Raw genomic sequence first — 16222 nt, 5'->3', positions numbered from 1 at the left:
CGGAGGGCTTCTTTTATGAGCTCTAAAACAAAAATCATTGTTTTACGAATGAAGGAAATCATTTACACTGCAATCTTTGTGGGCCTTGGAATTCTCCTCATCACTTTGTTTTTAGTCATGTTCCGCCCCAAGAGGGATTCTGTTCAGACCTCCGGTGATCCAGTGATCTACGTTCCGGGAGTCTATACCTCTGCTATTATGCTGAACCATCAAGAGGCAAACGTGGAAATTACCGTCGACTCCAAACAAATCACCTCGGTCACCCTGGTTCCTTTAAGCGAAACCGTAGCCACCATGTATCCGCTGATACAGCCGGCCATGAATAACTTATCAGAGCAGATCGTCAAAAACCAGTCCACCAAAAACGTCTCTTATTCCGCTGAAACCAGGTATACCTCAGGGATGCTTTTAAAGGCTGTAGACCAGGCCATTTCCAAAGCACAGGTAAGTGAATAATCGGGATTGTATTTTCCCATTTAAGACTGTATAATGATAAGGCAAAATACATAATTACCTAAAAGAGGAAGCGCCCTCCGGGCATACCATTATGCCCAGAAAGCATGGGCCAAAAGAGAAAGCACCCTCCGGGCATACCATTATGCTCAAAATACATGAGCCAAAAGAGGAAATCAAAATGAATCAGAATACAAAGACACTTGATGCCCCAGGGCATAATCAGATTACAGAGGGAGTGATATGGAAGCAGCTTCTTCTGTTTTTCTTTCCCATTTTATTCGGAACTTTTTTTCAGCAGCTTTATAACACTGCCGATGCCGTCGTGGTAGGACGGTTTGTGGGCAAGGAAGCCCTGGCAGCCGTCGGAGGCCCTACAGGAACCCTGATCAATTTGCTGATCGGAATTTTTGTCGGGCTTTCCTCAGGCGCCGGAGTGATTATTTCCCAGTTTTACGGGGCAAAAAAGGAAAGCCAGGTGAGCCTGGCCGTTCATACTGCTGCCGCCTTTTCCATTATAGGCGGTATTGTTCTGATGTTTGTGGGATTTTTTTTGGCGCCTTCTGCTTTAAGGGCCATGGGAACTCCAGACGACATCATGGATTATTCTGTTTTATATCTGCGGATTTATTTTTTAGGTGCCATTCCAAACCTTTTTTATAATATGGGAGCCGGCATCTTAAGAGCTGCCGGAAATTCCAGGCATCCACTTTATTTTTTAATCGCAAGCTGTTTTACCAACATTGTTCTGGACCTGGTGTTTGTAGTCTACTTTCACATGGGAGTTGCAGGAGCTGCCGCTGCCACCATTATCTCCCAGTTTGTCAGCGCCGTTTTAGTGGCCCGTGTGCTGGCCAGAACAAACCAGTCTTACCGGCTTAAGGTAAAAGACATAGGGATTGACCGGGAAATGTTAAAGCAGATGACCAGAATCGGCTTTCCTGCCGCCCTCCAGTCAGTGATGTACTCCTCTTCCAATGTGATCATCCAGGCTGCCGTCAATTCCCTGGGAACCGACACCATTGCTGCATGGACAGCCTATTCAAAGATTGACAGCATCTTCTGGATGATCATCAGCGCCTTTGGAATTGCAGTCACCACCTTTGTGGGACAAAACTACGGAGCAGGCAAAAAGGACAGGGTGTACAAGGGCATCCGGATCTGCATGGTCATGGGCTTTATTTCCGCCTTTGTCTTAAGCGTTTTACTGTATTACTTCGGCAGCTACATCTATTTACTGTTTACCAATGACCGGGATGTGATTGAAAAGGGAATGGAAATACTCCGCTTCCTCTCCCCCGCATTCTTTACCTATGTGTGCATTGAAATTTATTCCGGCTCCCTCAGAGGAGTAGGAGACAGCTGGATTCCCATGATCATTACAGCTCTGGGGATCTGTGGACTCCGGGTTTTCTGGATACTTGTGGCCGTTCCCATTCGCCCCGGAATCAGGACCCTGATCTTCAGCTATCCTCTGACCTGGGTTATTACCTCACTTTTATTCATCGTGTACTTCAACTGGTTCAGCCCCTTAAAACGGTTGAGGCTGCCCCGCTTGGGCCAGTAAAAATTCACTCCATGGGAGCCCTGTAAAACCTGCCGTAAAACTGCTGTGTTTTTAACATGTTTACGATGACGTTTTCATCCACTTCCAGGAACAGGGTTACCATATCGGGCACCTCATAAGAGGAAACCACTGTATGAAGGAGGTACATATCCCTTCCGCTGTATCCTCCCACTGCCTCCACACAGGAAATGCCATGGCGGAAGGTTTTTACATACTCCTTCGCCATCTCAGGCCCCTTTGTGGTGGTGATCTGAAGGGTGACCCGCTCATACCGGTGATGAAAGGTGGATATGACCATGGTGCTCACAAACTGGAATAAGATGGAATACCCGGCGTAGTCCCAGCCAAAAATAGCTCCAAAAATGGAAAGCAGAATCACGTTGCCCATAAAGACCTGAGTCCATATGGATTTCCCGGTTTTATTGGATACATACAGGGCGATGAAGTCGGTTCCTCCGGAGGAAGCATTTCCCCTGAGGGCCATGACAATGGCAAATCCATACAGCACCCCTCCGTACAGCACATTGAGTATGATATCTTCAAAAATAGGCTCAAAATGCAGGATTTTCAAAAATGCACTGGCTAAAAAAACCTGGATCAGGGAAAACATGGTGAACCGTTTGCTGATGCTTTTGCTGCAGGCCCAGGCAACGGGAAGATTTAAAAGGATCATTCCCAGGGAAGTGGAAAAATTACTTCCAAAAAGGGAAGTGATCCGGTCAATTAAAATCGCAATTCCCGTAAACCCGCCTGACAAAAGGCCAGACGGCCGTATAAATGTCTGTATGACAAACGTCTGTAAAAATGCGGCTGCCACAACAGCCACTGCTGTTATCACATTTCTGCCCCGCTTATCTCTCCTCAACTTTTTCAACATAAACTTAACTTCCTCCTTGTCACTAAGTGATAGTATATGTAATTTTTTCCTCTATATCAATACTTTTCAGAAATAAAGAATCCCGCTTGCGGGATTCTCCGCCTGCGGCGGGTCGCTTTTGCGACATCCAACCCTACTGCCGCAGTGCGATCCCCCGGAGGGTTTTTATCGCATAGGACGAACTTTCCTATGCGATAAAAAAAGGATTGCCCTTCCCCCACAGAAGGCAATCCTTTGTCACGTTCTTAAGCCGTCACATTATAAAATTTCTGCTTTCTAAAATTCACGTGTCAAAACTGTACATCTCGTGCACTTCCTTACGCTTCTCACATCGATGATAATACCATTTATTTCCTCAAAAGTCAATGTTTTTAGTGTATTTCACCAAAAATAACCTTGTATACAAGAAACATTATTGGAATTTTATATATAAAATCCCGAAAAACTCTGAACATATTTTTTATAAAAATGCACATACTATCCTTATATCTTTTCATAAGCCATAAGGAGATCATCACCATGGAATTTTCCCCAAAGTTATCGGACAATATAAAACGCCTCCATGAAAAACTGGACGTTCAATCGAATTTTGATGTGGTATACCGGGTTATACACATGGCAGGCCGGGAGGCCTGTATCTATTTTATCGACGGCTTTACAAAGGATGAGGTCTGGTTAAAAATCCTCCCCGGCTTCGCCGCCATCAAAGAAGAGGACATGCCCCCTGATGCCCATACTTTCTCAAAAAAGTATCTGCCTTACGGTGAGATCGGGCTGGTTAAGGACGAGGATCAAATGATAACCCAGCTTTTAATGGGTATATCCTGCCTGTTTATTGACGGTTACGACACCTGTATCACCGTGGACTGCCGCACCTACCCTGCCAGGGGAGTATCAGAGCCGGAAAAAGACAAGGTTCTAAGAGGCTCCAGAGACGGATTTGTGGAAACCCTGATCTTTAACACTGCCCTCATCCGCCGGAGAATCAGGGACCCAAAGCTCACCATGGAAATCATGAGCACCGGTGAAAGCTCCCACACGGATATTGCCATCTGCTATTTTAAGGGCAGGGTGGATGAAAAGCTCCTTGCCATGATTAAGGACCGCATATCAAAGCTGGAGGTAGATGCCCTGACCATGAACCAGGAAAGCCTTGCAGAGTGCCTTTATCCCCATAAATGGTTCAATCCCTTTCCCAAGTTTAAGTTTTCCGAGCGCCCGGACACGGCTGCAGCTTCGATTTTAGAGGGAAATATCATCATCCTGGTGGACAGCTCTCCTGCTGCCATGATACTTCCCTCGTCTGTATTTGACATCATTGAAGAAGCTGATGACTATTATTTCCCTCCTGTTACAGGCACTTACCTGCGCCTTTCCAGGCTGATCATTTCCATACTGACCCTGTTTATGACACCTTTATGGCTGCTTCTCATGCAGAATCCGGAGATCATTCCCTCCTGGCTCCAATTTACCAAGATGACGGAGGCCCCCCAGGTTCCTTTGATTTTCCAGCTTTTGATTCTGGAGTTTGCCATTGACGGCTTGAGGCTTGCCGCGGTTACCACTCCCAGCATGCTGACCACTCCTCTGAGCGTTATCGCCGGTATTGTACTGGGAGAATATTCAGTAAAATCCGGCTGGTTCAGCAGTGAAACCATGCTTTATATGGCCTTTGTGACCATTGCAAACTACTCCCAGTCCAGCTTTGAACTGGGCTATGCCTTTAAATTCATGAGAATGATCATGCTGATCACAACAGCCCTGTTCAATTACTGGGGTTTTGCGGGAGGTGTCTTGCTTTCTCTTGGCGCCATTGTATTTAACAAGACCATTGCCGGAAAGAGCTATATCTATCCCTTGATCCCCTTCCATTTTTCAGAACTGAAAAAGCGGTTTTTCCGGGGACGGCTTCCTCATAAGAAGAAATAACTTCCTTGATTTCTTTCCTCTCCTATAATACAATAAAGGGCGAGGAGGATTGCCATGAACATCGTTATCATTGACGGACAGGGCGGAAAAATGGGACAATCCGTCATTGTCCAGCTTAAAAAGTCTCATCCCGAGCTTTTCATCACTGCCGTAGGAACCAATTCCATCGCCACCTCTGCCATGTTAAAGGCAGGAGCCGATGCAGGGGCTACCGGCCAAAATCCGGTTATTGTTGCGAGCCGTCAGGCGGATGTGATCATCGGCCCTATAGGAATCGTCATTGCAGACTCTCTTCTGGGAGAAATCACACCGGCCATGTCAGAGGCCATAGGGAAAAGCTCTGCGTATAAAATACTGATTCCGGTAAATAAATGCAACCATCACGTAGTGGGCTGCGAAAGTCTGAATTTAACAGAGGCCATTAGCCTTGTAATCAAAAAGGTGGAGGATCTTTTATGATCTCCACCTGCTTTTATTTTATAAGAAACTTTTATTCATCAACGCTGTAGTTAGGCGCTTCTTTTGTGATATGAATATCATGGGGATGGCTTTCCTTTAAGGAAGCTGCCGTGATCTTCACAAATCTTCCGTTTTCCTGCAGCTCTTTAATGGTCTGTGTTCCGCAGTATCCCATTCCGGACCGCAGGCCTCCCAGCATCTGGAATACGGTATCCTCTACCATTCCCTTATAGGCCACACGGCCCTCTACCCCTTCGGGAACCAGCTTTTTGGCATCAGCCTGGAAATACCGGTCCTTGCTTCCGTTTTCCATGGCTGCAATAGAACCCATGCCGCGGTATACCTTGTATTTTCTTCCCTGGTACAATTCAAATGTTCCCGGGCTTTCGTCGCATCCGGCAAACATGCTTCCCATCATACATACGCTTCCGCCGGCTGCAATGGCCTTTGTCAGATCACCGGAGTACTTGATTCCGCCGTCGGCAATGATAGGCACTCCATATTCCTTGGCTACAGCGTAGCAGTCCATAACTGCGGTAATCTGGGGAACGCCGATCCCGGCTACCACACGGGTGGTACAGATGGAACCAGGTCCGATTCCCACCTTCACTGCATCGGCTCCGGCCTCAATCAATGCCTTTGTGGCCTCTCCTGTAGCTACGTTTCCTGCAATGACCTGAAGCTCCGGATAAGCTTCCTTGATCAGCTTTACGCAGTGAATAACATTTTCAGAATGACCATGAGCAGAGTCTAAAACCACCACATCTACCTTGGACCCTACCAAAGCTCCTACCCGTTCCAGCACGTTGGCTGTAATTCCCACGGCAGCGCCGCACAACAGCCTTCCCTGGTTATCCTTAGCGGAAATTGGATATTTGATCTGCTTTTCGATGTCCTTAATGGTAATCAGACCCTTTAAATTAAAGTCGTCATCTACAATAGGAAGCTTTTCCACTCTTGCCTTGCCAAGAATCTTCTTGGCCTCCATCAGAGTAATTCCTTCTTTGGCTGTTACCAGGTTTTCAGAGGTCATGGATTCCTTGATCTTGCGGCTGAAGTCCTCTTCAAATTTCAAATCCCGGTTGGTGATGATACCCACCAGTTTTTTTCCTTCTGTAATGGGAACTCCTGAAATGCGGAACTTGCTCATAAGATCATTGGCATCCTTTAAGGTATGCTCCGGGGAGAGAAAAAATGGGTCTGTGATAACACCGTTCTCAGACCTTTTGACCTTATCAACCTCCTCTGCCTGCTGATCAATGGACATGTTCTTATGGATAATGCCGATTCCTCCCTGTCTCGCCATGGCAATGGCCATGCGGTGTTCCGTCACCGTATCCATTCCTGCGCTCATAAGGGGGATATTCAGCTTAATCGTTTTGGTAAGACTGGTTGTTAAATCAACCTGATTCGGGACCACTTCTGAATAGGCCGGAACCAGGAGCACATCATCAAAAGTAATGCCGTCGCCAATAATTGTACCCATTAATTTAATCTCTCCTTTTCTTTACGATTTGTACGGTTGCTAAGTATTCTTGCCTGCTTATTAGTTACATAGTTTAACAAATTTTATAAAGGTTGTCAACGGACAAAAACTTAATTAATTGTTTACTTGTTTTTGACTCTGTGGTATCATAAAACCATCATATCAAATATCTTTTTAAATTCTTTTTTCAGCTTCAGAAATTTCTTTTTTGTCATTTTTTATTCCATTTTAAAATTATCTTCCAAGTCTTCCTCTCTATCCCGTTCTTGCAACAGAATCCTTAAAATGATATAATTCTGATATAAGGTATGTTTGCTGCAATGCTCTGAGGGAGATATTTTCCGGCAGGACATTGCTGACTGGCTTTTCCTGCTGTTTATACAAATACCCTGCAGCAGGAGGCACGAATGATTAAAATGAAAACTGATTGGAACTCCCTGGGAATATCCAATGACTTTATTTTTGGAAAGGTCATGACAGATCCGGCGCTGTGCATGGAGCTTTTGCAGAAAATACTTCCGGAATTAAATATTTCCAGCATTCAATACCCGGAACTTCAAAAAAGCATCCGCCTGGATAAAGATGCCCGCAGCATAAGACTGGATGTTTATGTAATCGGAGATAACAGCACAGTGTATAACATTGAAATGCAGACAATCGACACAAAAGAACTTCCCAAAAGAACAAGGTACTACCAGTCCATCATTGATTTGCAGTTAATTGATAAAGGAGAGACATATACAAAATTAAATAACAGCTATATCATTTTTATCTGCCCATTTGACTTATTCGGTAAAAACAGGCACATTTATACATTTGAATATATTTGTAAGGAAGATAACTACATACATTTGCAAGACGGAACAACCAGGATTTTTTTGAATGCTGACGGCAATACCGGTAACATCAGTGAAGGGCTGAAAGCTTTTCTCGACCTTGTGGCCGGGAGACCGGTCAGTGATCCCTTTGGAAAAAAGCTGGAAGATGCCGTAAAAGAGGCAAAAAAGAACAGAGAATGGAGGCATGAATATATGACATTACTAATGCGTGATATGGAAAATATAGAAAAGGGCATGGAAAAGGGTATAGAACAGGGAATGGAACAGGAGCGCAGAAAAATAATCATGAAAATGCTCAGCCAGGAATTTCCGGTAGAGCAGATTATGGCTGTCTGCGATGCATCAAGAGATGAAATAGAAGTCTGCCGGAAAAATCTGTCTTCTTTTTCAGAACTCAACCAAAATCCTTTATAAAATAAAATAAAAAAATCAGGAGGCAGGCAGTCCATTCAAACCGCTTGTCTCCTGATTTCTATTATATTCCCTGAATCACCTTCCGCGGCGCTGTCATTCTCATACAGCGAAGCAGCTTTTCATCGGGCTCAAATATGATTTTGGTCCGTTCTCCGCCGGACTGGCTGATCAGGGTATAAGTCTTTACTCCCGGCATATGGGAAGAAAAATCCAGTACTTTTATATTTCCTGTCTCGTGATCTCTGGCCTCTGTGGAACCTGTAGGCGCAACAATCTGGATATCATTCATGGAACCTTCCCAGGCTTTCTTTCTCTTACTCTTGCCGTAAATCCGGTCAACGGAAAGGCTGTTGGTCACATAAAGATATTCAAATTCCACCTCGCTGTTGCGGAATACAAAGTAGGTTCCTGCAATAGCCGCAAAGAGAATTACCACTCCAAAGACTCCCAAAAGCGGAGTGATGGAAAGGAAAAATGCGATTACACATAGAACTCCCATTGCGATTTTTAACAGCATAGTATAGGCTGGGGATTTGCGTTTTACAAGACATTCTGCATACATTTCATTCATATGGTACTGGGTCCTTTCCTCTTTGGTGCCTGACATTTCCGGGAGTCCGCAGTGCAGATTTCCTGCAGTGCAGTAAGTCCGCAGTGCAGCGGGTAAAGCCTGCGGCTCTACCCGCTGTCGGGCATTCGCCCTATGAAACAAGACATAAACAAGTTTTCTTATGTGCAAGCACAACGAAAATTTGTTCACGTCCTGTTTCGCACTGCTCATTGCTTACATCATATCCATTCCGCCCGGTGCAGGCATTGCTGGTGATTTTTCTTTAATATTAGCAACAACGGACTCAGTTGTCAATAGGGTAGAAGCAACGCTGGTTGCATTCTGAAGTGCGCTTCTGGTTACCTTAGTAGGATCCAGAATACCTGCTTCAACCATATCTACATATTCTTCCTTGTATGCGTCAAAACCAGTTCCAACCTTGGATTCTTTCACCTTATTGATGATAACGCTGCCTTCCAGACCTGCGTTGGCAACAATGTGGTATAACGGAGACTCCAGAGCCTTTAAGATGATCTTTCCTCCGGTTTTCTCATCGCCTTCCAGTTCACTTACAACATGTTCAATCTGAGTAATCGCATGAATATAAGCAGAACCGCCGCCTGCGATTACACCTTCCTCCACTGCTGCTCTTGCTGCAGATAAAGCATCTTCCATACGAAGCTTTGCTTCCTTCATCTCAGTTTCTGTTGCAGCACCTACACGGATTACTGCTACGCCGCCGGATAATTTTGCAAGTCTTTCCTGTAATTTCTCTCTGTCAAAGTCAGAAGTGGTTTCCTCGATCTGACTCTTGATCTGGCCGATTCTGGCGTTGATGGCATCTTTGTCGCCGTTGCCGTCTACGATGACTGTATTTTCCTTCTGAACCTTAACGGATTTTGCACGTCCTAACATATCCAGGGTAGCGCTCTTAAGATCATAGCCCAATTCGTCGGAAATTACGGTACCGCCTGTTAAAACTGCGATATCCTGAAGCATCTCTTTTCTTCTGTCGCCGTAGCCAGGTGCCTTTACACCTACTACATTGAAGGTTCCTCTTAATTTATTTACAATCAGGGTTGTCAGTGCTTCGCCTTCTACGTCTTCTGCAATGATGAGAAGTCTTGCGCCGGACTGAACCACCTGCTCTAACAATGGAAGGATCTCCTGAATGTTGGAAATCTTCTTATCTGTAATCAGGATGTACGGATCATCTAAGTTAGCTTCCATCTTCTCCATGTCAGTACACATATAAGCGGAAACATAACCTCTGTCAAACTGCATACCTTCTACCAGGTCCAGCTCTGTCTTCATGGTCTTAGACTCTTCAATAGTAATAACGCCGTTGTTAGAAACCTTTTCCATAGCGTCAGCTACCATCTCGCCTACTTCATCATCTGCTGCGGAAATAGCTGCAACTCTTGCAATAGAAGCTTTTCCCTTAATGGGCTCGCTCATCTTTGCAATAGCCTCTATGGCTGCTTCTGTCGCTTTCTTCATACCCTTTCTTAAAACGATTGGGTTTGCGCCAGCTGCCAGGTTCTTCATGCCTTCGTTGATCATAGCCTGAGCCAGAACAGTTGCAGTTGTAGTACCGTCACCTGCCACATCATTGGTCTTTGTGGCAACTTCTTTTACTAACTGAGCTCCCATATTTTCAAATGCATCTTCTAATTCAATTTCCTTTGCAATGGTCACACCGTCATTGGTGATTAAAGGTGAGCCAAAGGATTTATCCAAAACAACGTTTCTTCCCTTGGGTCCCAAGGTCACACGAACAGTATCTGCTAACTGATTTACTCCGGACTCCAGTGCTTTTCTGGCGTCCACGCCATATTTAATCTGCTTTGCCATGTTTCATTCCTCCAGTTTTCGTCTAAAAATATTAGTTTTAATATAATTATTTAGGACCTCCGATGAGAATAATGGTGCAAAAATCATCTTACAAGCAAGCTTGACACTGATTTTAACCCCATTATTCCGCCGTACTGAACAGTTACGTTCAAATTCTGATTGCCCGGTTATTCAATTACCGCTAAAATGTCATTCTGCTTTACGATTACAAATTTCTCATCGTCTTCCCCGGTTTCAATCTCTGTTCCGGAATATTTGGAGAAGATTACCTTATCGCCCACTTTTACCTGCATGGAGACTTCTTTTCCGTCTACCAGACCGCCAGGTCCTACTGCGATGACTTCCGCCTGCTGTGGTTTTTCCTTTGCCTGACCTGGCAGGACAATTCCTGACTTGGTTGTTTCTTCAGCAACCAGCGGTTTTAAAACGACTTTGTCAAATAATGGAACTAATTTCATTGCAATTCCTCCTCATAGACATTTGATTATTTTCTTTCTTCAGGTTCACCTAAAGAAGTTTTATTTTATTTACATACTAAGTTATATCACTCATTATTAGCACTGTCAAGAGTTGAGTGCTAACTTTATATATTTTTTACATTTTTCCCATATTTAAGGATTTTTGTCCTCATCTACATAGTTTATAGAAATTTTCTTATTATATACCTTTATTTTTTCTTTTGGAAGTATTACAATATTAAACAGAGTAAATCGCCTTTCAGGCGTATCATTATGCCCAAAAGGAAAGGAGTGTTTTAAATGGCAAAAAAAGGTAATGGTTTTGGGAAATTTGTAGCACTTGCAACGATAGCAGGCGCTGCCGCTGCCGGCATCTCTTACTTTACAAAATACAAATCCTTTCACAAGGAACTGGAAGAAAACTTCCATGACTTTGAAGATGACGACGATGACATTACCAAAATTGACAGCACCATGAACCGCAATTACGTTTCCTTACATGCCAATAAGGACGAATTTAAGATCGCAGCCTCTGATACGGCAGAAGCAGCCAGAGATGCGGCTAATGCGGCAAGAAACATGGTAAAGGATGCGGCAGGCATTGTTACCGATACGGTAAAGGAAGCAGCTTCTGCCATGAAATTTACTGCAAAGGATAAGTTTGACTCTGCTAAAGGACAGGCAAAAGCGGCTTTAGACCAGGAGGACATGACTGAAGACGGAGGCCTGGATTACGCTGCCGGAGCAGCAGATTATCTGGCTGATAAGGCAGTAGACGCAGCAGACGTTATAGAAGATGCTGTTGAGGATGCTGCTGACACCGTAAAAGAAACGGCTGAAGATGTAGTTGATCAGGCAAAAGATACAGCAGAGGATGCTGGAAAAGCTCTGAAAAACCTGGCCGAAGAAACCACCACCATTGTGGAAGATATTATGGAATAACTCCCTTAAGACAGGAGACAAACCGCCGGAACTCAACTGGTTCCGACGGTTTTTTATTTTCTGTCACAAATTACTTTTCATAAAGGAATTCTTCCGGTAAGGCCACCTTGAAATCAACTGCCAGATCGCGGAAGTTTTCTGCGGTTATGGTCTGAAGCTTATCAGGGCGGATTGAGAGCACCTTAACAAGGATTTCAGCAGACTTTTCCACCGTATGCATCAGGCCGAAGGTCAGGTCAAAATCCTCTCCTGAAGCAAACAGGCCGTGATGGGCCCAGATGGCTGCATCGTATTTTTTCATCAGTTCGCTGGTTGCCACCGCAATATCCCGTCCCCCCGGAACCATCCAGCCTACCACTCCAATACCGGAGGGAAATACAACCGGACACTCCGTAGCCATTTCCCATAATTTTCTGGTAAATACCTTGTCTTCTAATGGAAGCACAAAAGTGAGGGCAATGATATTAGTGGGATGGGCATGGTAAATCACCCTGTGTCTTCCATCTGTGGCCTCTTTTTTCACTTCATGGTTCATGAGATGGGAAGGAAGCTCGCTGGTGGGGCGGCCGCCATTTACCAGTCCCCAGCAGATTCTGTATTGTTCCCCTGTTTCATCGATTTCAATGATACACGTATTGGCTTTGGGATCCAGGATCACATTGCGGAAATACTTCCCGCTTCCGGTCACCATAAAATACTCTCCGGCCAATCCCTTTACTGCAGTGCCAATGGGCTGCCAGGGTTTTTCCTTTGTCAGCTCCTCTTTTATCTCTTCCACTTCTGACGGCTTGATCCGGTAGCTTAAGTTGCCTCCGTTTCTCTCATGCCAGTTCTGGCGAAATCCGTCGTCACATAAGCGGATAAAGCCTTTTACAAATTCAGCATCTAAAATTTTCATATTCTTCCTCCTTATTTCCGGTTAACCAGCACTTCTTTTTCATAGGCACGGACTTCTTCAAACCAGTCCTCTTTTGCGGGAACTCCATTGATTTCACAGAAATAATTCCACACATCGCCTATGGGGTAAAGCTTCATCTCCTCCTGAACCATCATCTGCTCGGTGAAATTGCGCTCCTCCTGCAATTTTGCCAGCCTTTCATTGGGAAGAAGGAGGGCATTTAGCAGAGCCTTCTGCATGTTGCGCATTCCCACGATCCAGGCGCTTAAACGGTTGATTCCTGCGTCAAAGAAGTCCAGGGCCAGAAGAACACGGCCAGCGTCTCCCCGTACGATTTCCTTGGCAATCTCCTTCGTTTCATCGTCAAACAATACCACATGGTCACTGTCCCAGCGCACAGGCCTTGTAACGTGAAGGGCCACTTTGTCAAAGAACAGGAGCATGGAAGAAATCTTGTCAGATACTGCTTCTGTGGGATGATAATGTCCGCTGTCCAGCAGGCAGAGAATATCATTTTTAGAAGCATAATTCATATAAAACTCATGGGAACCTACGGTATAACTTTCCATGCCGATTCCAAACACCTTAGATTCCACTGCCACATATACCTTGCTCTTGTCATAATCCATAGAAAGAATCTGATCAAGAGAATCCTTAAGCCTTGCTCTTGGAGCCGTCCTGTCGGCAGGGATATCCTTCAGTCCGTCGGGAATCCATATATTCATGGTACAGGGAGTTCCCTGTTCCTCTGCAAGATACTGGGAAATACGGATACATGCCTTTACATGGTCAATCCAGAAGCTGCGGATTTCAGGATCCTGGCTTGATAAAGTGGCATTCTCGGCCTTTGGATGAGAAAACAATGTAGGGTTAAAATCAATGCCAATGCCCCTCTCCTTGGCAAACGCCACCCATTTTGCAAAATGCTTTGGCTCCAGCTTATCCCTGTCAGCCCATTCTCCTTCTTCAAAAATAGCGTAACTGGCATGAAGGTTAATCCTGTGCTTTCCCGGAATCAGGCTCAGAGCCTTATCCATATCTGCCATCAGCTCCCCCGGATTCCTGGCCCGCCCCGGATAATTGCCGGTTGCCTGGATTCCGCCGGATAAAGCGCCTTCCCGGTCAAATCCATTTACATCATCACCCTGCCAGCAATGCATGGAAATGGGGATTCTTTTTAAGGCTTCCACCGCTGCATCCACATCAATACCTGCTCCCTGATACATTTCTTTTGCCGCCTCATACCGTTCTTTTATTGTCATGATCGTTTCTCCTTCTATATAATTTGATTTAATCCAAGTGAAACACAGGTTTTAATCCGACGGAAACCGGGCTGTTGTCAGGGTTGGTTTCCATAATATCTGCCATAAAGTCCCACCATTTCCGGTTAATAGCCGTATCCGCCGATGCAGCCCATTTCTCCTCATCTTCAATTTCTATGTAGCCGTAAAGGACATTTGTTTCTTCATCCAGGAAAATAGAATAGTTATGGCCGCCGCATTGATGAATCATCTCTTTCATTTCAGGCCATAGCAGGTTGTGCCTCTTTTCATATTCCTGAGCCATTCCTTCATTTAAATACATTTTAAATGATTTCCGTATCATAAAAATCCCTCTCCCTTCCTATCACTGGTGATCCGGCTTGTATTCTGTTATGGCAAAAGAACGGTAAACCCTTTCTCTTGCTGATTTTAAATCCTTAAATTCTCCTGCTGCCAGCATCTGGGCCAGCAGATTACCGATGGCAGTGGCTTCTCCAGGCCCCGCATAGACAGTCCGCCCTGTGCGGTTTGCTGTTAACTGATTTAAATACTCTGCATTGGAGCCGCCTCCCACCACATGAATGGAGGAGTAATGCTTTCCTGTAATGGCTTCCAGTTCCTCAACTGTGTCCCTGTAGCAGGCAGCAAGGCTGTTGTAAATGACAGCCGCCACTTCCCCTGCCGTCTCAGGCACCTGCATTCCGGACCTTCGGCAAAAATCCTGCACTGCTTTCACCATGCTCTCCGGTGCCAGAAATGTACTGTCATTGCAGTCTACTATAGAAGCAATAGTTTCCTTTGAAGCCATCTGACACAGCCCGGCAAAGGAGTAATTCTGCCCTTCAGATGCCAATTCCTTCCTTACGGACTGGATCATCCAAAGCCCCATAATATTCTTTAAATACCGGAACCGGAAATCGTAGCCGCCCTCATTGGTAAAGTTAGCTTCCATGCTTTCCACAGAACAATCCGCCTTGCCCAGTTCTGTTCCCATAAGAGACCAGGTTCCTGAGCTTATGTAAAGAATGTCTTCCAAGGAATCTCCGCTGCCCTCCTCCATTGGAACTGCCATAACAGCGGAACCGGTATCATGAGTGGCCGGAAGAACCACTTGGCAGTTAAATTCCAATTCCGCTTCTATTTCCGGCTTCAATGTTCCCACTAAAGTTCCCGGCATGGAAAGCTGATGAAAAAGCCTTTCCGGAAAGCCCAGTTTCTCAATCAATTCGTAATCCCAGTTTCCTGTTTCCGGGTTCACTAATTGGGTGGTGGTTGCATTGGTATACTCCTGCCTCTTTAACCCTGTCAGAAGATAATGAAAATAGTCAGGAATCATAAGGAAGGAAGCCGCCTTTTCCATATATTCCGGTCTTTCTTCCTTTACAGCCGTAAGCTGATAAATGGTGTTAAAAATCTGCTTCTGGATTCCAGTTTTCTTATATAAGTCCTTCAAAGAAATGATCTCATATACCTTATCATCCATTCCCTTTGTCCTGTCGTCCCGATATCCCACCGCATTTCCCAGCAGCCGGTTTTCCTCATCCAAAAGAACAAAATCCACTGCCCAGGTATCAATTCCCATGGTAACAGGAATTTTCCCAAGTTTTTTACACTGCTTCATGCCCTCTTTTATTTCCGCAAATAAGGACTCCATATCCCAGCACAAATGTCCGTCTTTGAGTTTCATGCCATTGTCAAACCGGTAAATCTCCTCAAAGACTATCTTTCCTTCTTTTAAAGAACCCAGGATATGACGTCCGCTGGAGGCACCGATATCTATGGCAAGATAGTACTTTTCCATATAAACCACTCTCCATTCCTCTTTTCTTTCCCGCCACCCTATTGGGACATGCAGAAATACCCAAAGGATGTTTCTGTTTCTATCATAACGGATATGGAGACAAAAAATAAGGACGCAGTTTAATTAAAACTGCGTCCTTATTTGCACGGCTTCCTAAGCCACATAAATCTTATTTATTCCGCTTTCGATGAAATCAGCAATTCCTTTAAATCCATAATTGACATCTCATGCTCGTCCAATATTGATGATACTTCTTTAAATTCTTCCAGCTTCATTTTATCCTGAATGGTTTTTTCTTTTTCGTTTAAAGTAACAAGGCAGTTTTTATACTGCTGAATGGATTCCTGCACCTCTTTTAACTCTTCCTGAAGCTTTTCAAGCGGTGTTTTTCTTACTCCTCTTGGCATAATGGTCCTCTCCTTTATAAAAATTT

The 16222-nt window shown here is 44.7% G+C and carries 16 protein-coding genes; 6 read left to right on the top strand and 10 right to left on the bottom strand.

All coding sequences use genetic code 11. The features are described from left to right. Positions 1-15 precede the first annotated feature (15 nt). Positions 16-456 carry an FMN-binding protein gene (locus V7M78_RS15605; RefSeq protein WP_333651203.1) on the top strand — a complete coding sequence of 147 codons (441 nt, stop codon included), beginning with the start codon at positions 16-18 and terminating at the stop codon, positions 454-456. A gap of 178 nt (positions 457-634) precedes the next feature. Beyond that, entirely contained in the window at positions 635-2020 is a 1386-nt protein-coding gene (locus V7M78_RS15600) for an MATE family efflux transporter (protein WP_333651201.1), read from the top strand. A gap of 4 nt (positions 2021-2024) precedes the next feature. On the opposite strand, the gene V7M78_RS15595 is transcribed toward V7M78_RS15600, so the two are convergent. Beyond that, the gene (locus tag V7M78_RS15595; RefSeq protein ID WP_333651199.1) at positions 2025-2897 is read right to left on the bottom strand and encodes a YitT family protein; all 873 of its coding nucleotides are present in this window, start codon (positions 2895-2897) and stop codon (positions 2025-2027) included. 519 nt (positions 2898-3416) lie between these two features. On the opposite strand from V7M78_RS15595, the gene V7M78_RS15590 reads away from it, so the two are divergent. Both V7M78_RS15590 and V7M78_RS15585 read left to right on the top strand, forming a co-directional pair. Continuing rightward, positions 3417-4826 carry a spore germination protein gene (locus tag V7M78_RS15590; RefSeq protein WP_333651197.1) on the top strand — a complete coding sequence of 470 codons (1410 nt, stop codon included), beginning with the start codon at positions 3417-3419 and terminating at the stop codon, positions 4824-4826. A gap of 54 nt (positions 4827-4880) precedes the next feature. Beyond that, on the top strand, positions 4881-5285 hold the full coding sequence (locus tag V7M78_RS15585) for a DUF3842 family protein (RefSeq protein ID WP_333651195.1): 405 nt from the start codon (positions 4881-4883) through the stop codon (positions 5283-5285). A gap of 31 nt (positions 5286-5316) precedes the next feature. Here V7M78_RS15585 and guaB read toward each other — a convergent pair whose 3' ends face one another. Beyond that, positions 5317-6771 carry an IMP dehydrogenase gene (guaB, locus tag V7M78_RS15580; RefSeq protein ID WP_333651193.1) on the bottom strand — a complete coding sequence of 485 codons (1455 nt, stop codon included), beginning with the start codon at positions 6769-6771 and terminating at the stop codon, positions 5317-5319. 407 nt (positions 6772-7178) lie between these two features. Between guaB and V7M78_RS15575 the strand changes: the two genes are divergently transcribed. After that, positions 7179-8024: an Rpn family recombination-promoting nuclease/putative transposase gene (locus V7M78_RS15575; protein WP_333651191.1), complete on the top strand. Its 846-nt coding sequence runs from the start codon at positions 7179-7181 to the stop codon at positions 8022-8024. 61 nt (positions 8025-8085) lie between these two features. Here the strand turns inward: V7M78_RS15575 and V7M78_RS15570 are convergent, their stop codons facing one another. From V7M78_RS15570 to V7M78_RS15560, 3 genes are all read right to left on the bottom strand, one after another. Then, positions 8086-8595, bottom strand: a complete 510-nt coding sequence (locus V7M78_RS15570; RefSeq protein ID WP_333651189.1) for a DUF6106 family protein — start codon at positions 8593-8595, stop codon at positions 8086-8088. Between the two features lie 213 nt (positions 8596-8808). Continuing rightward, positions 8809-10428, bottom strand: coding sequence for a chaperonin GroEL (groL, locus tag V7M78_RS15565; RefSeq protein ID WP_333651186.1), 1620 nt, complete (start codon positions 10426-10428; stop codon positions 8809-8811). A 167-nt stretch (positions 10429-10595) separates the two neighbouring features. Next, positions 10596-10886 (bottom strand): co-chaperone GroES, encoded by a 291-nt coding sequence (locus tag V7M78_RS15560; protein ID WP_333651184.1) that lies wholly within the window; start codon positions 10884-10886, stop codon positions 10596-10598. Positions 10887-11186: 300 nt separating this feature from the next. On the opposite strand from V7M78_RS15560, the gene V7M78_RS15555 reads away from it, so the two are divergent. Next, entirely contained in the window at positions 11187-11828 is a 642-nt protein-coding gene (locus tag V7M78_RS15555; RefSeq protein WP_333651182.1) for a hypothetical protein, read from the top strand. A 70-nt stretch (positions 11829-11898) separates the two neighbouring features. Here the strand turns inward: V7M78_RS15555 and rhaD are convergent, their stop codons facing one another. The 5 genes from rhaD to V7M78_RS15530 all read right to left on the bottom strand — a co-directional run bounded on the left by rhaD (position 11899) and on the right by V7M78_RS15530 (position 16196). Further along, on the bottom strand, positions 11899-12726 hold the full coding sequence (gene rhaD / locus V7M78_RS15550) for a rhamnulose-1-phosphate aldolase (protein WP_333651181.1): 828 nt from the start codon (positions 12724-12726) through the stop codon (positions 11899-11901). 11 nt (positions 12727-12737) lie between these two features. Continuing rightward, positions 12738-13988, bottom strand: coding sequence for an L-rhamnose isomerase (locus V7M78_RS15545; RefSeq protein ID WP_333651179.1), 1251 nt, complete (start codon positions 13986-13988; stop codon positions 12738-12740). A 28-nt stretch (positions 13989-14016) separates the two neighbouring features. Beyond that, positions 14017-14331: an L-rhamnose mutarotase gene (gene rhaM / locus V7M78_RS15540; protein WP_333651177.1), complete on the bottom strand. Its 315-nt coding sequence runs from the start codon at positions 14329-14331 to the stop codon at positions 14017-14019. 21 nt (positions 14332-14352) lie between these two features. After that, positions 14353-15789, bottom strand: coding sequence for a rhamnulokinase (gene rhaB, locus V7M78_RS15535; RefSeq protein ID WP_333651175.1), 1437 nt, complete (start codon positions 15787-15789; stop codon positions 14353-14355). Between the two features lie 173 nt (positions 15790-15962). Next, positions 15963-16196, bottom strand: a complete 234-nt coding sequence (locus tag V7M78_RS15530) for a hypothetical protein (protein WP_333651173.1) — start codon at positions 16194-16196, stop codon at positions 15963-15965. Positions 16197-16222: the final 26 nt, after the last annotated feature.

This window comes from Lacrimispora sp. (assembly GCF_036758025.1).
Taxonomy (GTDB): Bacteria; Bacillota; Clostridia; order Lachnospirales; family Lachnospiraceae; genus Lacrimispora.
This window is presented reverse-complemented; position numbering and strand designations above follow the sequence as displayed.

What these genes read in the sequence shown, in the direction of transcription:
- V7M78_RS15605 (WP_333651203.1), top strand. Translation starts at nt 16, where the DNA reads ATGAGCTCTAAAACAAAAATCATTGTTTTACGAATGAAGGAAATCATT.
- V7M78_RS15600 (WP_333651201.1), top strand. Translation starts at nt 635, where the DNA reads ATGAATCAGAATACAAAGACACTTGATGCCCCAGGGCATAATCAGATT.
- V7M78_RS15595 (WP_333651199.1), bottom strand. Translation starts at nt 2,897, where the DNA reads ATGTTGAAAAAGTTGAGGAGAGATAAGCGGGGCAGAAATGTGATAACA.
- V7M78_RS15590 (WP_333651197.1), top strand. Translation starts at nt 3,417, where the DNA reads ATGGAATTTTCCCCAAAGTTATCGGACAATATAAAACGCCTCCATGAA.
- V7M78_RS15585 (WP_333651195.1), top strand. Translation starts at nt 4,881, where the DNA reads ATGAACATCGTTATCATTGACGGACAGGGCGGAAAAATGGGACAATCC.
- guaB (WP_333651193.1), bottom strand. Translation starts at nt 6,771, where the DNA reads ATGGGTACAATTATTGGCGACGGCATTACTTTTGATGATGTGCTCCTG.
- V7M78_RS15575 (WP_333651191.1), top strand. Translation starts at nt 7,179, where the DNA reads ATGATTAAAATGAAAACTGATTGGAACTCCCTGGGAATATCCAATGAC.
- V7M78_RS15570 (WP_333651189.1), bottom strand. Translation starts at nt 8,595, where the DNA reads ATGAATGAAATGTATGCAGAATGTCTTGTAAAACGCAAATCCCCAGCC.
- groL (WP_333651186.1), bottom strand. Translation starts at nt 10,428, where the DNA reads ATGGCAAAGCAGATTAAATATGGCGTGGACGCCAGAAAAGCACTGGAG.
- V7M78_RS15560 (WP_333651184.1), bottom strand. Translation starts at nt 10,886, where the DNA reads ATGAAATTAGTTCCATTATTTGACAAAGTCGTTTTAAAACCGCTGGTT.
- V7M78_RS15555 (WP_333651182.1), top strand. Translation starts at nt 11,187, where the DNA reads ATGGCAAAAAAAGGTAATGGTTTTGGGAAATTTGTAGCACTTGCAACG.
- rhaD (WP_333651181.1), bottom strand. Translation starts at nt 12,726, where the DNA reads ATGAAAATTTTAGATGCTGAATTTGTAAAAGGCTTTATCCGCTTATGT.
- V7M78_RS15545 (WP_333651179.1), bottom strand. Translation starts at nt 13,988, where the DNA reads ATGACAATAAAAGAACGGTATGAGGCGGCAAAAGAAATGTATCAGGGA.
- rhaM (WP_333651177.1), bottom strand. Translation starts at nt 14,331, where the DNA reads ATGATACGGAAATCATTTAAAATGTATTTAAATGAAGGAATGGCTCAG.
- rhaB (WP_333651175.1), bottom strand. Translation starts at nt 15,789, where the DNA reads ATGGAAAAGTACTATCTTGCCATAGATATCGGTGCCTCCAGCGGACGT.
- V7M78_RS15530 (WP_333651173.1), bottom strand. Translation starts at nt 16,196, where the DNA reads ATGCCAAGAGGAGTAAGAAAAACACCGCTTGAAAAGCTTCAGGAAGAG.